The organism is Methylobacterium sp. Gmos1, assembly GCF_053764715.1.
On record NZ_JBSNCC010000014.1, the window covers coordinates 68,713 to 86,142 of the forward strand.

The window sequence follows — 17,430 nt, forward strand, 5'->3', positions numbered from 1 at the left end:
TCACTCCGGAAGAACCATGTACGAGCGGACGTCGATGACACCCATGACCGGATCGCTGGAAAACTTGACCGTTCTTCCGGACGGCGGACCGGGCTCGGTCTCCGGCGACCTGCTCTCGCACGTGCTGGCGCAGATCCGGCTCACCGGGGATCATGTCCGGTCACACGAGGTTGATGGGTCGACGGGCTTGGAGCTGGAAGCCGGCGCCGCCTATGTCCTGGTGGTCGCCGACGGCTCGCTCGAGGGCGAGGACGAGGCCCGGACGCGCATCGTGATCGACACGGGCGACCTCGTGCTTCTGCCCCGCGGGCTCGGAGGATCCCGGCTGGCGGCATCCGCCTCGCGGGCATCGGTGATCGTCTGCCGGTTCTGGTTCGATCCCCACTCTCTTCGCGGCATGATCTCGGCCCTGCCCGGGCGCATCCACATCCGGCGCGCCGAGGGAGCCGGGTGGCTCGACGGCATCGTCCCCTTCCTGATGGTCGAGGTGACCGACGACGAGCCCGGCGCGGCCCTGATGATCTCGCGGATCATCGACGTCATCGTCATCCGCACCCTGCGGACCTGGGTGCAGCGCGGGCACACAGCCGGATGGCTGGGAGGGCTGTCCGACGCGCGCATCGCCCGGGCGCTGAAGATCATCCACGAGCGACCGCTGCCGCGCTGGGGCGTCGAGGCCCTGGCCGACGCCGCCGGCATGTCCCGGTCGAGCTTCTGCGAGCGCTTCACCGCTCTCGTCGGACGCTCGCCCCTGCGCTACCAGAACGAGTGGCGGCTCACGCTCGCCCGGGACATGCTGGTCGCGCGCGAGGCACGCATCGGCGAGGTCGCGCTCCGCGTCGGCTACGAGTCCGAAGCCGCGTTCAGCCGTGCTTACAAGGCAATGTTCGGCCATCCACCGAGGGACGAGCCCGCACCGTCGAGCGAGACGTGATTGCAGAAGCGCGCCGTCTTCTTGGGATGGCAGGCGCTTGACGGATCGCGAGGCGGCATCCATCGGCGGCAGCGTGGTCTCAAGCTCGGATTGAGGATCCGCGGCCGCACGCCTCGCGCGATGCGTGTCCTGCCGCATCCCCGCCGGCCCGGCGCGGTTCGGAACTGGTCGCCCTGCCGGAGCGCAGATCGTTGCTGTTCTGCAACATTCCGGTGATTTCGGGAGCGATCTCCGCCGCGCCGGCCGCCGGCCCTGGAACGGGGGTGAATTGTTTCGCGCAGAAACACAAGGGCTTACGATGTGACGTGGCGCGTAAATTAGAATGATATGAAATAAGATTAGATATTGACCTGGCCCATCCCTCTTGTGAAGACGTGTATCGGGTGATTTGCTGATCGAAGGAGAGTTGAGGCAGGCCTGGAGCTGAGTCATGCAGCCAATCTCGATCGACGCGCTGCATCGGGGCGATGGCGTGAAACTGCGGCGATTCCTGACGCGCCGGCTCGGCAACCCGGCCGATGCCGCGGACGCGCATCAGGAAACCTATCTGCTGATGCTGTCGGCGCTCTCCCGGACGACGATCGAGCGACCCTCTGCCTTCCTGTTCCAGATCGCCAGCAACGTGGCCCGCCGGATGCGCAACCGGCAGCGGCTCGAAGGCACGATCTTCCAGGCGGTCGGCGACGACGACTGGGCCGCCCTCGCCGACGGGCACGCCCTACCCGAACGCCAGGCGATGGCGCGCCAGGAGCTCCGGCGGCTCGCGGCGGCGATCGACGAATTGCCTCCGCGCTGCCGCGAGGCCTTCCTGCTCGCGCGGATCGACGGGCTGCCGAACGGAGAGGTGGCCGCGCGGCTCGGCATCAGCCGCAACATGGCCGAGAAGCACTTGATCAAGGCGCTTCTCCATTGCCGGCGCCGCTGCGGCGAACTTTTCTAGGGAACGGACATCAGGACCCGGACGCCTCGTCGATCATGGTGGGTGGGGCTTGCATCCACGGACCGTCCGGGGCCTTGGTGAGCCCCGACGAAAGGGCTGCCGTGGCGACCACAGACGACGCGCAGGACCCGGACGCGGCCGGGACCGACCCGGTCGAGGAAGATCCGATCGAGGCGCAGGCCGCGGCCTGGGTCGTGCGCCTGTCCTCGTCCGACGCGACCGAGGCCGACCGCGCGGCCTTCGCGGCCTGGCTCGCCGCCGACCCGGCCCATGCGGCCGCGCACGCGGAGATGGCGGCGTTCTGGCACCGGCTCGGCCACGTGCCGGATGCCCGGCAGCGCCGCACCAAGGGAGCAGCCAGGGGAACGGCCAAGGGGCCTGCCGGGCTGGCGGCCGTCCTGGTGCTGGGCGGCGCCCTGGCCTGGCAGGCGGGCCTCGCCGACTGGCTGCGGGCCGACCTGTGGAGCGGCGTTGGGGCCATCACGCACGCCACCCTGGACGACGGCAGCCGCGTCGACCTGAATACCGGCACGGCGATCGCCCTGCGCTTCACCGAGGTGGAGCGCCGGGTCGAGTTGCTGCGCGGCGAGGCGGTGTTCGACGTGGCGCGCGATCCCGGCCGGCCCTTCGTCGTCGAGGGCGGCGGCGTGAGCGTCCGGGCGGTCGGCACGGTCTTCGTGGTCCGCGCCGACGGGGCTGGCCGGCCGGTCGGCGTCTCGGAGGGCCGCGTCGATGTCGCGATCGCGGACCGGCACCTCGCCGTCTCGGCCGGCGAGGCGGTGATCGCGCCGGATGGGGCCGCCGCCAGCGTGGTGAAGGCGGATATCGGCCGGGCGACGGCCTGGCGCGACGGGCGCCTGACCGTCTCGGGCGAGCCCCTGTCCGATGTCCTGGCCACGCTCGGGCGCTACCGCCGCGGGCGCATCCTCCTCCTCGATGCGAGGGCAGGAGCGCGGCGCGTCACCGGCGCCTTCGACCTGCGCGACACCGACGAGGCTCTGGAGGCCATCGCGGCCAGCCTGTCGCTCCGCGTCACCCGGGTCACCCCGCTGCTCGTCCTGGTCGGCTCGCCGCTCTGAACTTTTTTCGAAAAATCTCACGAACCGACGTCAGGAGATCGCGGCCTCGTTGATCTCAAGCGGGTGAGGGGCGAGAGCGCGCCAACGCGCCGCCCTCGCATTCGCAAGGATGGACGGGGTGGTCGGAATGGCGGCGCGGGAGCGTGGGGTTGCGTGTGGACGGCCGGCGGGGCTCGCCCTCGCCGGCGTGTCGCTGCTGGTACTGGGGCTCGGTCCGGCCCAGGCCCAGGCGACGTCGCGCGCCGCCGCGAAACGGGCCGAGGCGGCGCCCGTCGCAGCGCCGGCCGCCGACGCCGTCGCCCTGTCGATCCCCGATGGGCCGCTCGAACCGGCCCTCGTCCGCTTCACCGAGCAGGCCAAGGTCAAGCTGGTCTACGGGACCGACCTGACCCAGGCCCTGACGACGACCGGCATCGAGGGCACGTTCCCGCCGCTCGAGGCGCTCGGCCGGCTCCTCGACGGGACCGGCCTGAGCTATCGCCGCGTGAGCCCGTCCACCCTCACCCTGGTCAACCCGCGCTACGTCCAGCTCGGCGCCAGGCCCGAGGAAACGGTGCGCCTCGACGAGATCGTCGTCGAGGGCGGGCCGGCCGCGGCCCGCGCCGCCGGCCTGCCGCCTCCGACCGGCACCGTGGGGCAGCCGCCGCCGCCCTTCGCCGGCGGGCAGGTCGCGACCGGCACCCGCGTCGGCTTCCTCGGCAACCGCTCGGTCCTGACGACGCCGTTCAACGTGACCGGCTTCACCGAGAAGCTGATCGCCGACCAGCAATCGCGCACGCTGGCCGACGTGGTGCTGAACGATGCGTCGGTGCGCAACGACGCGCCGCCCTTCAGCGAGCGCGACTCGTTCTTCATCCGCGGCTTCCCGGTCACCAGCCTCGATGTCGCCTTCGACGGCCTGTTCTACCTCGCCAACCCGCGGCGCACGCTCACCGAGGGCCTGGAGCGGGTCGAGATCCTGAAAGGGCCCTCGGCGCTGATCAGCGGCGGCACCGGCCGGGTCGGCGGCACGATCAACCTGATCCCCAAGCGCGCCTACGACGAGCCGCTGACCCGGCTGACCACGACCTACCTCAGCGACTCGCAGGTCTGGACCCACGCCGATCTCGGCCGCCGCTTCGGCCCGAACGGGGAATGGGGGGCGCGGACCAACCTGTCCTATCGCAGCGGCAACACGGCGCTCGACAAGAACGCCATCGAGGTCGGCGTCGCGACGCTCGGCCTCGACTATCGCGGCGAGCGCCTGCGCGCCTCGCTCGACCTCGTCCACAACACCCAGAACATCACGGCGCCGACCTCGCTGTTCAACGCGGTGGCGCCCGGCGTTCCCGTGCCGCGGGCGCCGAACCCACGGCTCAACACGGCAAGCTCGCTCGAATACATCGACAGCCGCTACAACATGGCGGCGGGCCGGGTCGAGTACGACATCCTGCCCGACACGACGCTCTACGCCGCCGGCGGCGTCAGCCGCTACAACGAGGACTTCCTGACCTCGTCCTACCGGATCACCAGCGCGACCGGCCAGGCGACGAACACCCTGGCGATCCAGCCCCAGGAGATCACCGGCATGACCGGCGAGGTCGGCCTGCGGGCGAAGTTCCAGACCGGCTTCATCGGCCACCAGCTCAGCGTCGCGGCGGTGGAAGCGAACAACCGGGGCTACCGCGGCGGCTTCCTCGCACCGACCCTGCCGGTGTTCCAGACCAACATCTACGATCCGGTCCATCTCCCCCGGGGCTCGGTCAACACCCTGTTCCTGCCCCGCTCCGACGGGGGCCGGCCGCTCTTACAGGAATTGAGCGTGCGCAGCGTCGGCCTCGCCGACACCCTCTCCCTCGGCGACGACCGTTTCCTGCTGACGCTGGGCGGGCGGTTCCAGCAGATCGACCAGCAGAGCTACAACACCCGTCCGGGGACGGGCTTCGGCAATCTGGCAACGAGCTACGACCAGGGCCGGTTCAGCCCGGCGCTGGCGGCGGTGTTCCGGCCGACCGACACCCTCTCGTTCTACGGTAACTACATCGAGGCGCTCGATCCCGGGCCGTCGCCGCCGGTCACGGCCGTCAACGCCAACGAGATCTTCGCCCCCGTCGTCAACCGGCAGCAGGAATTCGGCGCCAAGTACGATTTCGGCACGGTCGCGGTCACGGCCTCGCTGTTCGAGATCACGCAGCCCAACGGCTTCACCGATCCAGGTACCAACCGGTTCTCGGTGGGCGGACTGCAGCGCAACCGCGGCCTCGAACTGACGGCCTTCGGCGAGCCGCTGCCGGGGGTGCGGCTCGTCGGCGGCGTCACCTTCATCGACGGGCGCCTCGTCAACACCGCAGGGCGCCAGTTCGACGGCAACCGCGCGCCCGGCGTGCCGGACGTGGCGTTCAACCTCTACGGCGAGGTCGACCTGCCGCCGTGGCTCGCCCCCGGCCTGACGCTGACCGGCCGCGCCATCTACACGAGCGGGCAGTTCTACAATCAGGCCAACACGCAGAGCGTGCCCGACTGGACCCGCTTCGATGCCGGCCTGCGCTACACCTTCACGGGCGCTTCGGGCAAACCGGTGACGATCCGGGCGGTGGTCGAGAACGTGTTCGACAACGCCTACTGGGCCTCCGCCGCCCGCGGCTTCCTTGCGGTGGGAGCGCCCCGCACGGTCGTCGTCTCGGCGACGATGGACTTTTGAGGGTTGGGCGGACCTGGACAAGAAAGGCGCGGGATCCCCTCTCCCACGCGGGAGAGGGGATCCCGCGCCATTTCCAGATCCATCGCTGTCGTCGCCGCACGCATCGATCGGCACCGGCCAGGCCACCGCCACCACGACCAACGCAGCATAACATTCCCGCTTGCGCCGAATAAGCGGATCATCCCGACCGCCATACCCTCGGAAATTCCACCCTTTTTGTTTTTCGAATAGTTCAAATATACGCGCCAATGCGCGAAGTTTTGTCATTTTTTCTTGACTCATGCTCATCTCGCAGGCGAAAGACATAGCCGTCATGGAGGTCGATGCGCGCCACGCGCTCTCCTCGAGCCCGGCCAATTCCGATCTTGCGCACGCCGCGGGATCCGCGCCGCCGGTCGGCGCCCCACCCGGAGGCCAGAACAAGGTTTGGTCGTCATGCCCCCATCGTCCCAGTCCGTCGCCGAGGCGGCGGCGTTCCGCAGCTTCGCCAACGGCTACCGGCGCGAGATCGATGCGGGCATTCCTGTGCGCCACGCGCTGGCCGACGGGCCGCCGGCGGCCTGCGTCGAGTGGAACCTGCGCAGCCAGCGGGTCGCGATCCGGGCCGAGATCGTCGCGCCCTCGCTCTGCGGGGCGCAAGGCTTCGGGCGGCTCTGGACGCGCCACCTGCACGAGCCGCGCTGGCGCGCCGTCGCGCCGATGCGGGCGCTGCAGGAGCTGCTCGGCGAGGCCTATGCGCGCTGCGACGCGGGCGGGGGCGAGGCTGCGCGGGAGCGCGAGCTCGACCTGCTCGGACGGGTCCTCGACAGCTACCGCGAGACCGCCCGCCAGCTCGCTCTCGCCCCGCCCGGGGACGCGCACTTCATCGACGCCGAGCGCGCCCTGGTCTTCGGCCACTGGCTGCACCCGACGCCGAAGAGCCGGCAGGGCCTGACGCCCTGGCAGGCCAAGGCCTACGGGCCGGAGGAAGGCGGGGAATTCCGCCTCGTTGCCTTCGCGGCTGACGCCGCGCGGGTGCGGCACGATTCGGCCATCGCCCGCTCCGCCCCCGAGATCGCCCTCGAACTCCTCGGCACCGATGCCGGGCGCCTGGGCCTGCGCCCGGGCGAGATCGCCCTGCCGATGCATCCACTCCAGGCCGAGGCGCTGCTGCTCGCGCCCGAGATCGCCGCGATGGTGGAGGCCGGGACCCTGCGGCCCCTCGGACCAGTCGGTCCGCGCTTCACCGCGACCTCGTCGCTGCGCACCGTCTACGCGCCGCACAGTGACTGGATGGCGAAGTTCTCGCTGCCCGTGACGCTCACCAACTCGCTGCGGGTCAACCGGATGGCCGAGCTGCAGGCCGGCGTCGCGGTGGCGCGGCTCCTCGCGCGCGGGGGCGGGCTGGAACACCCCGCCTTCCGGATCCTCGCCGACCCGGCCTACCTGACGCTCGCCTGCCCGGGCCGGGAGGAGAGCGGCTTCGAGACGGTCTTTCGCGAGAACCCCTTCCGGGGCGCGGCGGCGCGCGGCATCGCAACGGTCGCGGCGCTCACCGCCGAGCCGGTGCCGGGCCGTCCCTCGCGGCTGAAGGCGCTGCTGCGCCGGGTCGCCGACACCGATCTCGCCCACGCGGCGCGGACCTGGTTCAGCCTCTACCTCGACTGCATGGTCGAGCCGGTGATCGCCCTCTACGACCGGCACGGCATCGCCCTCGAGGCACACCAGCAGAACGCGCTCATCGACGTCACCGGGGGCTGGCCGGCCTGCGGCTTCTACCGCGACAACCAGGGCTTCTACCTCTCGCAAGCAGCCCGCCCGCGGATCGAGCGCCTGGTGCCGGAGGCCGGCACCATCGCCTCGCTATTCTTCGACGATTGCGAGATCCGCCGGCGCCTCGCCTACTACCTCGTGGTCAACCAGGTCTTCTCGGTGATCGCCCGGATGGGCCATGACGGACTGGTCCGGGAGGAGGTGCTCCTCGACGACCTCGGTCGCCGGCTGGAGGCGATCGCGCGCCGCATGGCGGGGCCGGGGAGAGCCTTCGCCCGCTCGGTCCTCGACGAGCCGATGCTCTGCACCAAGGCCAACCTGCGCGTGCGCCTGGCCGACCGCGACGAGCTGGCCGACGGCGAGAGGGCCGGCCTCTACATCGACATGCCGAACCCGCTCGCCGAGCGGCGCGGCGTCCGGGCCGGGTCGGGCCGTGTCCTTGCCTCCTGAACCCGCCGAGGCGCCGGAGGACCGCGTGCTGCGGCAACTCGCGGAGGCCGCCCTGTTCGAGGGGCTGGCCTGCGCGAGCGCGGTGCCGGGCGGCGGGCGGCTGCGCTGGCGGCTCGGCGCGCACAGGTTCCGCGCCCGCGGCACGCTCGGCCCGTTCGGCCGCCCCCGCCTCGTATCGGGTACGATCGAGACGGCGGACGCGGGGGGGGACTGGCGCACCGCGTCCCTCGATGCTCTGGTCGCCGCGCTGCCGGGTGATCGGGACCGGCGCGAGCGCCTGCTCGCCGAGCTCCGGCAGACGATCGCGCTCTGCCGCTGGAACGCCGAGAACCTGACCGCGCCGGGGCGCCGGGCGCTCCCCTTCGCGGCCCTCGATGCGGCGGTGTGGGAGGGCCATCCCTACCATCCATGCTTCAAGGCGCGCACCGGCTTCACCCTGGACGACCAGGCGGCGTACGGGCCGGAAGCCGCGCGGCCGTTCCGCCTCGACTGGCTCGCCTTGCCGCGCGGCGCGGTCGCGTCGTCGCTGCCGGGCGGCGAGGACGCGTTCTGGCGTGCCGCCCTCGGCGCCGACTGGGACGCGCTGGTGCATCGCCTGCGCGCGGCCGGCCATTCCCCCGCCACGCACGCGGTCCTGCCGGTCCATCCCTGGCAGATGCGCCACCTCGGGGCCCGGGAGCCTTTGCGCACGCGTCTCGCGGCGGGCGAGGCGGTCGCCCTCGGGCCGGCCGGACCGCGCTACCGCGCGAGCCAGTCCCTGCGCACCCTGCACGATGCCGACGACCCGCGCCGGGCCAGCGTGAAGCTCGGCATGAGCGTCGTCTCCACGTCGAGCCTGCGCATCCTCGATCCGCACTTCGTCCTGACCGCGCCGGCGGTCTCGGACTGGCTCGCGGCCGTCGTCGCCGGCGACCCGGCGCTGGAGCGAATGACGCTTCTGCGCGAGTTCGCCGCCCTCCTCGCCGACCGGGACGGCCCGCTGGCCGGCCATCTTGCGGCGATCTGGCGCGAGAGCCCGAACCTCGCGCCCGGCGAGGCGGCCGTGCCGTTCAACGCGCTCGCCCTGTGCGAGCCGGACGGTACCGCCTTCGCGGCGCCCTGGCTGGTGCGGTACGGGGGCGAGGCCTGGCTCGACCGGCTGGTCGATGTCGCGGTGCTGCCGGTCTGGCACCTCCTGGTCGCGCACGGCGTCGCGCTCGAGGCGCACGGCCAGAACATGATCCTGGTGCATCGCGACGGCTGGCCCGAGCGGGTGATCCTGCGCGACTTCCACGAGAGCGCCGAATACGCACCCGATTTCCTGCGCGACGCTCCCCCCGTCCCGGACCTCGGCGCGATCGATCGAGCCCATGCCGGCCCGCCCGACGACCGCTTCCACGCCATGCGCTCGGCGGCGGTCCTGGCCGAACTGGTGACCGACAGCCTGTTCGTCTTCAACCTCGCCGAGATCACCCACCTCATGGCCCGCCGGCACGGGCTCGACGACGCCGGATTCTGGGACCGCTTCGGCCGGCGCCTGCGCCGCCACGCGGCCGAGCACGGGCTGACGGACCGCCTCGCGGCCCTGAACGTCGAGGCCCCCACCCTGCGGGTCGAGGCGCTGCTGGCGCGAAAGCTCGGGCTCGCGCAGGCGCATGGCAGCCACGGAGCGCCCAACGCCCTGTTCCCCTCCCCCCTCACCCTCCTGCGGACAGGCTGATGATCGAGATCGACGGACGCACCCTGGCGGCGGACGAGATGGAGGCCGCGCTGGCCCGCGTCTCCGTGCAGGCCGGCCTGCGGGGCAACGGCGAGCGCGTCGCGGCGCGGTTCCGCGACAACGCCGCGAGCCTCGTCTTCATCCTGGCCGCCCGCCGGGCCGGGGCGACGCTGCTTCCGATCCACCCGGCCCTGCCGGATGACGGCGCGCGGCGGCTGGCCATGCGGGCCGGCTGCCACCGGGTCTTCCTCGACGACCTCGTCGCCGAGACCCTGGACGACGTCCCGCCGCCGGTGCCGGGCGAGGGCCACCTGCTCCAGATGAGCTCCGGCACGACCGGCGAGCCGAAATGCATCGCCCGCCCGTGGAGCGCGGTCGCGCGCGAGATCGAGAGCTACGTCGCGGCCTTTACCGAGCCCGCCGGGATGACGCCGGTGATCGCCTGCCCGATCACCCATTCCTACGGGCTGATCTGCGGCCTCCTCGTCGGCCTGGCCCGCGGCCGGGTGCCGGTGGTGCTCGACACCGCCAACCCGAAATACCTGCTGCGGCGCCTGCGCGAGATCGAGCGGCCGCTCCTCTACACCTCGCCCGCCATGCTGCACACGCTCGCCCGGCTGATGCCGGAGGGCGAGCGCATCCACGCGGCGATGACCTCGGGCACGCTTCTGCCCGCGCCGTGGTTCGCCGCCATCCGCGCCCGGGTCGCGCACCTGTTCCAGCAATACGGCTGCTCGGAGACCGGCTGCATCGCGGTCAACCCGGACCTCGACCGGGCAGACGCGATCGGCCGCCCGCTGCCGCATCACCGCGTCACCGCCGGGTCGAGCGCCGAGGCGCCGGCCGAGATCGTCGCCGAGGGCGAGGCCGGCACGGTGCGGACCGGCGATCTCGGCTATTTCCGGCCCGACGGGATTCTGGTCTTCGTGGCGCGCTTGAGCGACACGATCAACGTCTCGGGCCTCAACGTCTATCCGGGCGAGGTCGAGGACGTGGTGATGGCGATGCCCGGCATCACCGACGCCGTCGCCTTCGCCAGGGCCGATGCCTTTGCGGGCGAGCGGGTGACGCTGCTGTTCAGCGCAGCCGTGCCGGTGGCGCCCCGCGACCTCCAGGATTGGTGCCGCCGGTACCTTGCCGGCCATCAGGTCCCGGTCGAGGCTGTGCAGGTCGCGGCGATCCCGCGCCAGGCCAACGGCAAGATCTCCCGCCGCGAGGCCGCCGAACTCCATCGCAGCGGCGCCCTGGAGGCCGCACGATGATCCCCGGGCTGACCCAAGACGAGGCCGTCGCGGCGATCGGCGCGGTTTTGCGCGAGGAGATGAACCACCCGTATCTCGACCGGTTCGGGCCGGGCGCGCGGCTCAACGAGGACCTCTACCTCGATTCGGTGCAGGTGCTGCAGCTCGTCCTGTCGCTCGAGATGAGCCTGAAGCTGTCGATCCCCGAGGAGGCGATCGCCGGCCGCGAGCTCGCGACGGTCGCCGACCTCGCCGGGCTCCTGGCGCGCGAGCCCGCCGCCGTCCCGGCGCCGGCCGCCGCCGCGCCGGAGGGCGTCCACGGGGAGCTGGCCTACGACCTGAAGATCCACTGCTTCGTCAGCTGCGTCTGCGACGGGCTGAAGGCGCGCGGCATCGACCACCGGCCGTTCTACGCCCTGATCTGGGACGCGGAATTCGCCATCACCGACGACTTCCGCCTCGCCTACCACTCGGACGCCATGGACCACGAGGCGTTCCGCTACTGGTTCACGCGGCTCTACGGCGTGCCGCTCCACGCCTGGTACGACCCTTCGCGCTCGAAGGACGAGAATATCGCGACCCTGCTCGACCTCCTGGCGCACCGCGCCCCGGACGAGCAGGTGATGGTAATGCTCGACATGTTCCACCTGCCGGAGCGGGAGAACAAGTTCAACCAGAACCCCTTCCCGCACTACCTGCTGGTGAGCCTCACCGACGACCCCGACACCTGGCAGGTGCGCGATCCCGACTTCCGCTGGGAGGGACGCATTGCGCGCGAGCGGATGCTCAACGCCATCCGCCAGCCGAGCGTCGCCGGCGGCTACCGGTTCGATCCGTCGCGTGCCCGCGCGCCGGCCAAGGCCGACCTCGCAGCCTTCTTCGAGGCCTGCTTCGTCCTCGATTCGAACCCGCTGATCGACGCGGTGCGGGCGATCGTGGCGGCCCACGACGAGGGCCGCGGCGGGCTGACGCTCGCCGGTCTTGATGAAGCGTTGCGCGAATTGCCGGTGATCACGATCCGCAAATGGGCCTACGAGCACGGCTTCGCCTTCTTCTGGCGCGCCCTGCGCTGGCCGGACGCCGAGTTCCAGGCGATCTGCGACGAGATCGAGGCCCTGGTGAACGGCCTCACCGCCCTGCACTACGCCGTGCTCAGGCTCGCCCGGACGCAGGACCCGGCGCAGGTGGCCGACATCATGGCGCGACTCGACGCGCTCGACGCGCTCGAATTCTCGCTCAGGCGCCGGCTCGACGCGGCCTGCCGGGTGTGGGGGGCGGAGAGCCAGGTCGCAGGCGCCATGCCCGCCCCCGCCGCCGGGCGAGAAAAGATCCCTGCGAGAAAAGATCCCTGCGAGGAAGGATGCCCGTCATGATCGAGACCCGCGCCGTCGTCGGCACCCCGCACGCGAGCCGCTACCTGCAGCAGCTCGCCAAGCACTGGGCGCACAAGTTCGAGACCACCTTCGATCCGCACTCCGCCCGGATCGCCCTGCCCTTTGGCGAGGCACGGCTTTCCGCCACCGACGCGGCCCTGACGATCGACCTCTCGACGGACGATGCCGGCAAGCTGCCGGACTTCCGGGCCGTGCTGGTGCGCCACATCGAGCGCTTCGCCTTCCGCGAGACCCTGCACTTCGACTGGACCTGACCGGATGGACATCACGCTGCGCGCCATGCGCGACTCCGACCTGGCGGACCTCGTCGAGATGTACAACCAGCCCGCCTTTCGCGACGGGACCCTGGCGCTGCCGTACGAATCGCACGAGGCGGTCAAGGCGTGGGCGACGCCGCGCTCGCCGCGGGACCTGCACCTCGTGGCCGAGGCCGAGGGGCGCGCGGTCGGCGCCGCGGCCCTGCGCCCGTTCTACGGCCGGCGCGCCCATGCGGGCGAGTTCTGGCTCGGCGTCAACGAAGCGTTCGCCGGGCGTGGCATCGGCTCGAAGCTCCTCGCGGCGATCATCGACACCGCCGAGAACTGGCTCAACGTCACCCGGATCGAGATGACGGTGTTCGTCGATAATTCCCGGGCGATCGCGCTCTACCAGCGGTTCGGGTTCGAGATCGAGGGGACGCACCGGGCCGCGAGCTTCCGCAACGGCGCGTTCGCGGACGTGCACTGCATGGCGCGGCTGCGGCCGGGGGGTGTGCGGTGAGGGCGCCGCCTGCGTCCTGACGCCCTCCCGGTCGTCCCGGGATCCGCCGGGCTCGCTCCGGCTGCCGAACGCCACCTCACGAGGACACCCACCTTGCCGTTATTCTGGACGATCCGGCACGCGCTCGCGGCCCTGCTCCTGGCCGTCCTGGCGGCCGTCCCCCTCGCCGCCGCCGAGATCACCGTGCCGCATGCCAGCGGCCGGACGATCCTGCCGGCCCCTCCGAAGACGATCGTCGTGTTCGATCTCGCCGCCCTCGACACGCTCGACGCCCTCGGCGTTCCCGTCTTCGGGGTGGCGGGCGGGGCGAAGCCCCCGTCCCTCGCGCAGTACGACGAGCCCCGCTACCGCCGGATGGGCACGCTGTGGGAGCCCGATTACGAGGCGATCAACGAGGTCGGGCCGGACCTGGTCATCGTCGGCGGCCGCTCGGGGCCGCACTACGCCGCCCTGTCGAAGCTGGCGCCGACCATCGACCTGTCGAGCGACCCCGCCGACCCCCTCGGCAGCGAGCTGCGCAACATCCGCACGCTCGCCCGGCTGTTCGGCAAGGAGGCGCAGGCCGAGCAGCGGATCTCCCGGATCGAGAGCACCATCGCGGCGGTCCACACCAAGGCCGGGCAGGCCGGCAGCGCCCTGTTCATCCTCTCGACCGGGGGGCGCCTGAGCGCGTTCGGCCCTGGCTCGCGCTTCGGCCTCCTCCACGGCGCCCTCGGCTTCCGGCCTGCGGCGCCGGACCTCGGTGCCGGTATCCACGGCCAGCCGGTCTCGTTCGAGTTCATCGCCAGGACCGATCCCGACTGGTTGTTCGTGCTCGACCGCGACGCGGCGATCGGCGCCCGCGGCCAGCCGGCGCGCCAGTTCCTCGACAACGAGCTGGTGCGGCGGACGAAGGCCTGGCGCAAGGGGCAGGTCGTCTATGTCGATGCCGCCAGCTGGTACCTCGCCGCCGGGGGCTTGCGGTCGCTCCAGACCACCGTCGACCAGATCGCCGCCGCCCTCGACGGTGCGCGCTGACGATGGGATTTCCTCTCCGCGGCGCGATCCTGCCGGGCCTCGCGCTCCTGGCGCTCGCAACGGCCAGCGTCCTCGTCGGCGTCGGCGACCTCGACGGCCCTGGGATCCTGCTGGCGAGCCGGGTGCCGCGCACCCTCGCGCTGATCCTCGCCGGGGCCGGGCTGGCGGTGGCGGGCGTCATCATGCAGCTCGTGGTCCAGAACCGCTTCGTCGAGCCCTCGACCGCCGGCACGACGGAATCGGCGACCCTCGGCATGCTGCTGATCACGCTCATCGCCCCCGACGCGCCGGTCGTCGTCAAGATGCTGGTGGCGACCGCGACGGCGCTCGCCGGCACCGCCCTGTTCCTGCGGGTGCTGCGCGCGATGCCGCTGCGGGCGCGCCTCACCGTGCCGCTCGTCGGGATCATGCTCGGCGGTGTGATAGGGGCGGCCTCGACCTTCATCGCCTACCGCACCGACATGCTGCAATTCCTCGGCACCTGGCAGGCCGGCGATTTCTCGACGGTCCTGCGCGGGCGCTACGAGCTGCTCTGGCTCGCCGCGGTCCTCACCGTCCTCGCCTATGTCCTCGCCGACCGCATCACCATCGCGGGCCTCGGCCGCGACGCGGCGCTCAATCTCGGGCTCGACTATCGCGGCGTCGTCGCGCTCTCGGTCGCGATCGTGGCGATGATCACCGCCGTCACCATCGCGAGCGTCGGCACGATCCCGTTTCTCGGCCTCGTGGTGCCGAACCTCGTCGCGCTCGCCGCCGGCGACAACCTGCGCCGTACCCTGCCTCTCGTGGCGGCCGCGGGCGCCGGGCTGCTGCTGGCCTGCGACGTCGCCGGGCGGGTGATCCGCTACCCCTACGAGATCCCGGTCGGCACCGTGATGGGGGTCGTCGGCAGCGGCCTGTTCCTGGTCCTGCTGCTGCGCCGGGACGCCCGCCATGCGTAGCGGGCGCGCCGGCCTGAGGCCGGCCCACATCCTGGCCGTCCTCGGCTTGGCGCTCCTCGGCCTGGCGATCGCCTTCATGACGATCGGGGCCAACGGCCGCTGGGGCTTCGTGCTGCCGTTTCGCGGCACCAAGCTCGCCTCGCTGCTGCTCGTCGCCTGCGCGGTCGCCACCGCGACGGTGTTGTTCCAGACCGCCTCGGCCAACCGCATCCTGACCCCGGCGATCATGGGCTTCGACGAGCTCTACCGGCTGATCCAGACCGGGCTCGTCGTCGGGATCGGGACCGGGGGGTTCGGCGATCCCCGCCTGCGCTTCCTCGCCGAGACCGGCGCGATGGTGCTGTTCGCGCTGCTCCTCTACCGCTGGCTGCTCGCCCGCAACGAGGGCGGCCTGCATCGCCTGCTGCTCGTCGGGGTGATCTGCGGGGTGTTGTTCCGGAGCCTGTCGCAGTTCCTGCAACGGATGCTCGACCCGAACCAGTTCGTCGTACTGCAGACGAGCTTCTTCGCCAATTTCAATGCCGTCCGCCCGGACCTGCTGGCGCTCGCCGCCCTCCTGGTGCTGGCCGCCGGGATCGGGACGTGGCGCCTGCTGCCCCGGCTCGACGTGCTGCTGCTCGGCCGCGACGCCACCATCGCCCTGGGCGTCGATCACCGCCGCACCCTGACCTGGGTGCTGGTCCTCGTGGCGCTCCTCGTCTCGGTGTCGACGGCGCTGGTCGGGCCGGTGACCTTCCTCGGCCTCCTCGTCGCCCACCTCGCCTACCGGGCCATGCCGACCTACCGCCACGCCCTGGTGCTGCCGGCCGCAGCCCTCATCGCGGCGATCACCCTCGTCGGCGGGCAGCTGGTGCTGGAGCGGGTCTTCTCGCTCAACGCCGCCCTGTCGATCGTGATCGAGTTCCTGGGCGGCCTTACCCTCCTGGTCCTCCTCGCGAGACGCCCCCGATGATCGAGACGCAAGACCTCACGCGCCGCTACGGCGACACCGTGGTGGTGGACGGCGTGTCGTTGCACCTGCCGGAGCGCGCCTTCGTCTCGGTGATCGGGGCGAACGGCGCCGGCAAGTCGAGCGTCCTGTCGATGGTGAGCCGGCTCCTGCCGATGAGCGCCGGCCGGGCCTTCGTGGGCGGCCTCGACGTAGCGGCGACCCCGGGCGACGTGCTAGCGCGCCGCCTCGCAACCTTGCGCCAGGACAACGGCGTTGCCGCCCGGGTGACGATCCGGGACCTCGTCGCCTTCGGGCGCTATCCCCACTCGAAGGGCCGGCTGACCGCGGCCGATCGCGGCCTCATCGCCGACGCGCTCGCCTTCCTCGACCTCGAGCCCCTCGCCGACCGCTTCCTCGACGAGGTCTCGGGCGGGCAGCGCCAGCGCGCCTACATCGCCATGGTGCTCGCCCAGGACACCGACTGCATCCTCCTCGACGAGCCCCTGAACAACCTCGACATGCGCCACGCCGCCGCGATGATGGGCCTGCTGCGCCGGGCGGTGGACGAGCGCGGCAAGACCATCGTCGCGGTGCTCCACGACATCAACTTCGCTTCCAGCTACTCCGACCGGATCGTGGCGATGCGCGACGGCAAGGTGGTGGCGATCGGCCCGCCGGAGGAGATCGTCACCGCAGAGGTGATGCGCGCAGTCTACGGGATCGACGTCGAGGTGGTGGTGGTGAAGGGCTACCGGACGGTGTTCTTCTACCGCTGACCGCCCGGTGCCACGGAGATCGTACCGCCGGCTGCAATCGATCCGCTGACCTGCGCTCGAAGATCAAGCGCGGACAGTTTCCTCTCTCTTAGAATTTCCGATCTGGGTCTTGAATGCGCCGAGGCCGCCCGGGGCCTGCTGCTCCAATCCTCTCACCCATGATGCCGGTCGCCTCCACCTTACGCCGTGCGACGCGACAGAGCCTGAGTTGGGCCGCCCGTTCGGCGCCCCAACGGAACGGCGCCGCTGAGGGGTGACGTTTGAGTGCCCGCACCTGCCGATGTCGCGGTCACCGCTGAAGGACCCGCTCCTTCCTGCGGAGGGGACATAAGGGCCGGGATGCTTGACAGTATGCAGGGGATCGGCAGTTCGCAGGCGCATGGTCGGCTATGCGCCACTTCCAGGCATTTCATCGGCTTCTCCCCATGGCTGCTGACAACCCGACACCGGACCTCCAGGCATCCGCCACTGCACAGGTAATGCGTGCAGAGTCGTGCGACGCCCTCTAGGCGATGGCGGCAGGCTGAGCGGGTGGATCGAACGACCAATCATGTGCGGTGGGTCGGCCTTGTCGTCGCCGTCGAGAGCCCTCGCCCTGCAGCCTCATACCCGGGCCTCTATCGGCTCAAGATCCAACGCGACAGAACTGACGCATGTTATTGCCCCGCAATAAGTGATGAGTTAGATATACCTAAAGCAAAGGTCGTTGTATGCAGGCCCGGCGACGAATTTTAAAAAAATACAAACGAATATGCACGCCGTCAATCCATAATATACCCTGCGCTAAACCCAGTTGCCGATGGGCTCGAGGCCAAGGCCGGGCCCGACACGATCGCC

General features: G+C 71.2%; 14 protein-coding genes. All 14 read left to right on the forward strand.

The window, feature by feature from the left end:
- Positions 1-43 precede the first annotated feature (43 nt).
- The 14 genes from ACS5PV_RS23120 to ACS5PV_RS23185 all read left to right on the forward strand — a co-directional run bounded on the left by ACS5PV_RS23120 (position 44) and on the right by ACS5PV_RS23185 (position 16,593).
- Positions 44-934, forward strand: a complete 891-nt coding sequence (locus ACS5PV_RS23120; protein ID WP_455397768.1) for an AraC family transcriptional regulator — start codon at positions 44-46, stop codon at positions 932-934.
- A gap of 430 nt (positions 935-1,364) precedes the next feature.
- Positions 1,365-1,874, forward strand: a complete 510-nt coding sequence (locus tag ACS5PV_RS23125; protein WP_455397694.1) for an RNA polymerase sigma factor — start codon at positions 1,365-1,367, stop codon at positions 1,872-1,874.
- Between the two features lie 101 nt (positions 1,875-1,975).
- On the forward strand, positions 1,976-2,953 hold the full coding sequence (locus ACS5PV_RS23130) for a FecR family protein (protein WP_455397695.1): 978 nt from the start codon (positions 1,976-1,978) through the stop codon (positions 2,951-2,953).
- Positions 2,954-3,080: 127 nt separating this feature from the next.
- Entirely contained in the window at positions 3,081-5,633 is a 2,553-nt protein-coding gene (locus ACS5PV_RS23135) for a TonB-dependent siderophore receptor (RefSeq protein WP_455397769.1), read from the forward strand.
- 435 nt (positions 5,634-6,068) lie between these two features.
- The gene (locus ACS5PV_RS23140; protein WP_455397696.1) at positions 6,069-7,835 is read left to right on the forward strand and encodes an IucA/IucC family protein; all 1,767 of its coding nucleotides are present in this window, start codon (positions 6,069-6,071) and stop codon (positions 7,833-7,835) included.
- A 25-nt stretch (positions 7,836-7,860) separates the two neighbouring features.
- Positions 7,861-9,534, forward strand: a complete 1,674-nt coding sequence (locus tag ACS5PV_RS23145; RefSeq protein ID WP_455397697.1) for an IucA/IucC family protein — start codon at positions 7,861-7,863, stop codon at positions 9,532-9,534.
- The gene (locus ACS5PV_RS23150; protein WP_455397698.1) at positions 9,534-10,796 is read left to right on the forward strand and encodes an AMP-binding protein; all 1,263 of its coding nucleotides are present in this window, start codon (positions 9,534-9,536) and stop codon (positions 10,794-10,796) included. Before ACS5PV_RS23145 ends, ACS5PV_RS23150 begins: the two co-directional genes overlap by 1 nt.
- Before the next feature lie 8 nt (positions 10,797-10,804).
- Entirely contained in the window at positions 10,805-12,148 is a 1,344-nt protein-coding gene (locus tag ACS5PV_RS23155) for a DUF6005 family protein (RefSeq protein ID WP_455397770.1), read from the forward strand.
- Positions 12,145-12,423: a DUF2218 domain-containing protein gene (locus ACS5PV_RS23160; protein WP_455397699.1), complete on the forward strand. Its 279-nt coding sequence runs from the start codon at positions 12,145-12,147 to the stop codon at positions 12,421-12,423. The genes ACS5PV_RS23155 and ACS5PV_RS23160 overlap by 4 nt, the downstream gene beginning before the upstream one ends.
- A 4-nt stretch (positions 12,424-12,427) precedes the next feature.
- Positions 12,428-12,928 carry a GNAT family N-acetyltransferase gene (locus ACS5PV_RS23165; RefSeq protein WP_455397700.1) on the forward strand — a complete coding sequence of 167 codons (501 nt, stop codon included), beginning with the start codon at positions 12,428-12,430 and terminating at the stop codon, positions 12,926-12,928.
- 93 nt (positions 12,929-13,021) lie between these two features.
- A complete protein-coding gene (locus tag ACS5PV_RS23170; protein WP_455397701.1) occupies positions 13,022-13,945 on the forward strand; it encodes a siderophore ABC transporter substrate-binding protein in 924 nt (307 codons plus the stop codon).
- A gap of 2 nt (positions 13,946-13,947) precedes the next feature.
- Positions 13,948-14,886, forward strand: a complete 939-nt coding sequence (locus ACS5PV_RS23175; protein WP_455397702.1) for an ABC transporter permease — start codon at positions 13,948-13,950, stop codon at positions 14,884-14,886.
- On the forward strand, positions 14,879-15,838 hold the full coding sequence (locus tag ACS5PV_RS23180; protein ID WP_455397703.1) for an iron chelate uptake ABC transporter family permease subunit: 960 nt from the start codon (positions 14,879-14,881) through the stop codon (positions 15,836-15,838). The genes ACS5PV_RS23175 and ACS5PV_RS23180 overlap by 8 nt, the downstream gene beginning before the upstream one ends.
- On the forward strand, positions 15,835-16,593 hold the full coding sequence (locus tag ACS5PV_RS23185) for an iron ABC transporter ATP-binding protein (RefSeq protein WP_455397704.1): 759 nt from the start codon (positions 15,835-15,837) through the stop codon (positions 16,591-16,593). Before ACS5PV_RS23180 ends, ACS5PV_RS23185 begins: the two co-directional genes overlap by 4 nt.
- Positions 16,594-17,430: the final 837 nt, after the last annotated feature.

What these genes read in the sequence shown, in the direction of transcription:
- ACS5PV_RS23120 (WP_455397768.1), top strand. Translation starts at nt 44, where the DNA reads ATGACCGGATCGCTGGAAAACTTGACCGTTCTTCCGGACGGCGGACCG.
- ACS5PV_RS23125 (WP_455397694.1), top strand. Translation starts at nt 1,365, where the DNA reads ATGCAGCCAATCTCGATCGACGCGCTGCATCGGGGCGATGGCGTGAAA.
- ACS5PV_RS23135 (WP_455397769.1), top strand. Translation starts at nt 3,081, where the DNA reads ATGGCGGCGCGGGAGCGTGGGGTTGCGTGTGGACGGCCGGCGGGGCTC.
- ACS5PV_RS23140 (WP_455397696.1), top strand. Translation starts at nt 6,069, where the DNA reads ATGCCCCCATCGTCCCAGTCCGTCGCCGAGGCGGCGGCGTTCCGCAGC.
- ACS5PV_RS23150 (WP_455397698.1), top strand. Translation starts at nt 9,534, where the DNA reads ATGATCGAGATCGACGGACGCACCCTGGCGGCGGACGAGATGGAGGCC.
- ACS5PV_RS23160 (WP_455397699.1), top strand. Translation starts at nt 12,145, where the DNA reads ATGATCGAGACCCGCGCCGTCGTCGGCACCCCGCACGCGAGCCGCTAC.
- ACS5PV_RS23165 (WP_455397700.1), top strand. Translation starts at nt 12,428, where the DNA reads ATGGACATCACGCTGCGCGCCATGCGCGACTCCGACCTGGCGGACCTC.
- ACS5PV_RS23175 (WP_455397702.1), top strand. Translation starts at nt 13,948, where the DNA reads ATGGGATTTCCTCTCCGCGGCGCGATCCTGCCGGGCCTCGCGCTCCTG.
- ACS5PV_RS23180 (WP_455397703.1), top strand. Translation starts at nt 14,879, where the DNA reads ATGCGTAGCGGGCGCGCCGGCCTGAGGCCGGCCCACATCCTGGCCGTC.
- ACS5PV_RS23185 (WP_455397704.1), top strand. Translation starts at nt 15,835, where the DNA reads ATGATCGAGACGCAAGACCTCACGCGCCGCTACGGCGACACCGTGGTG.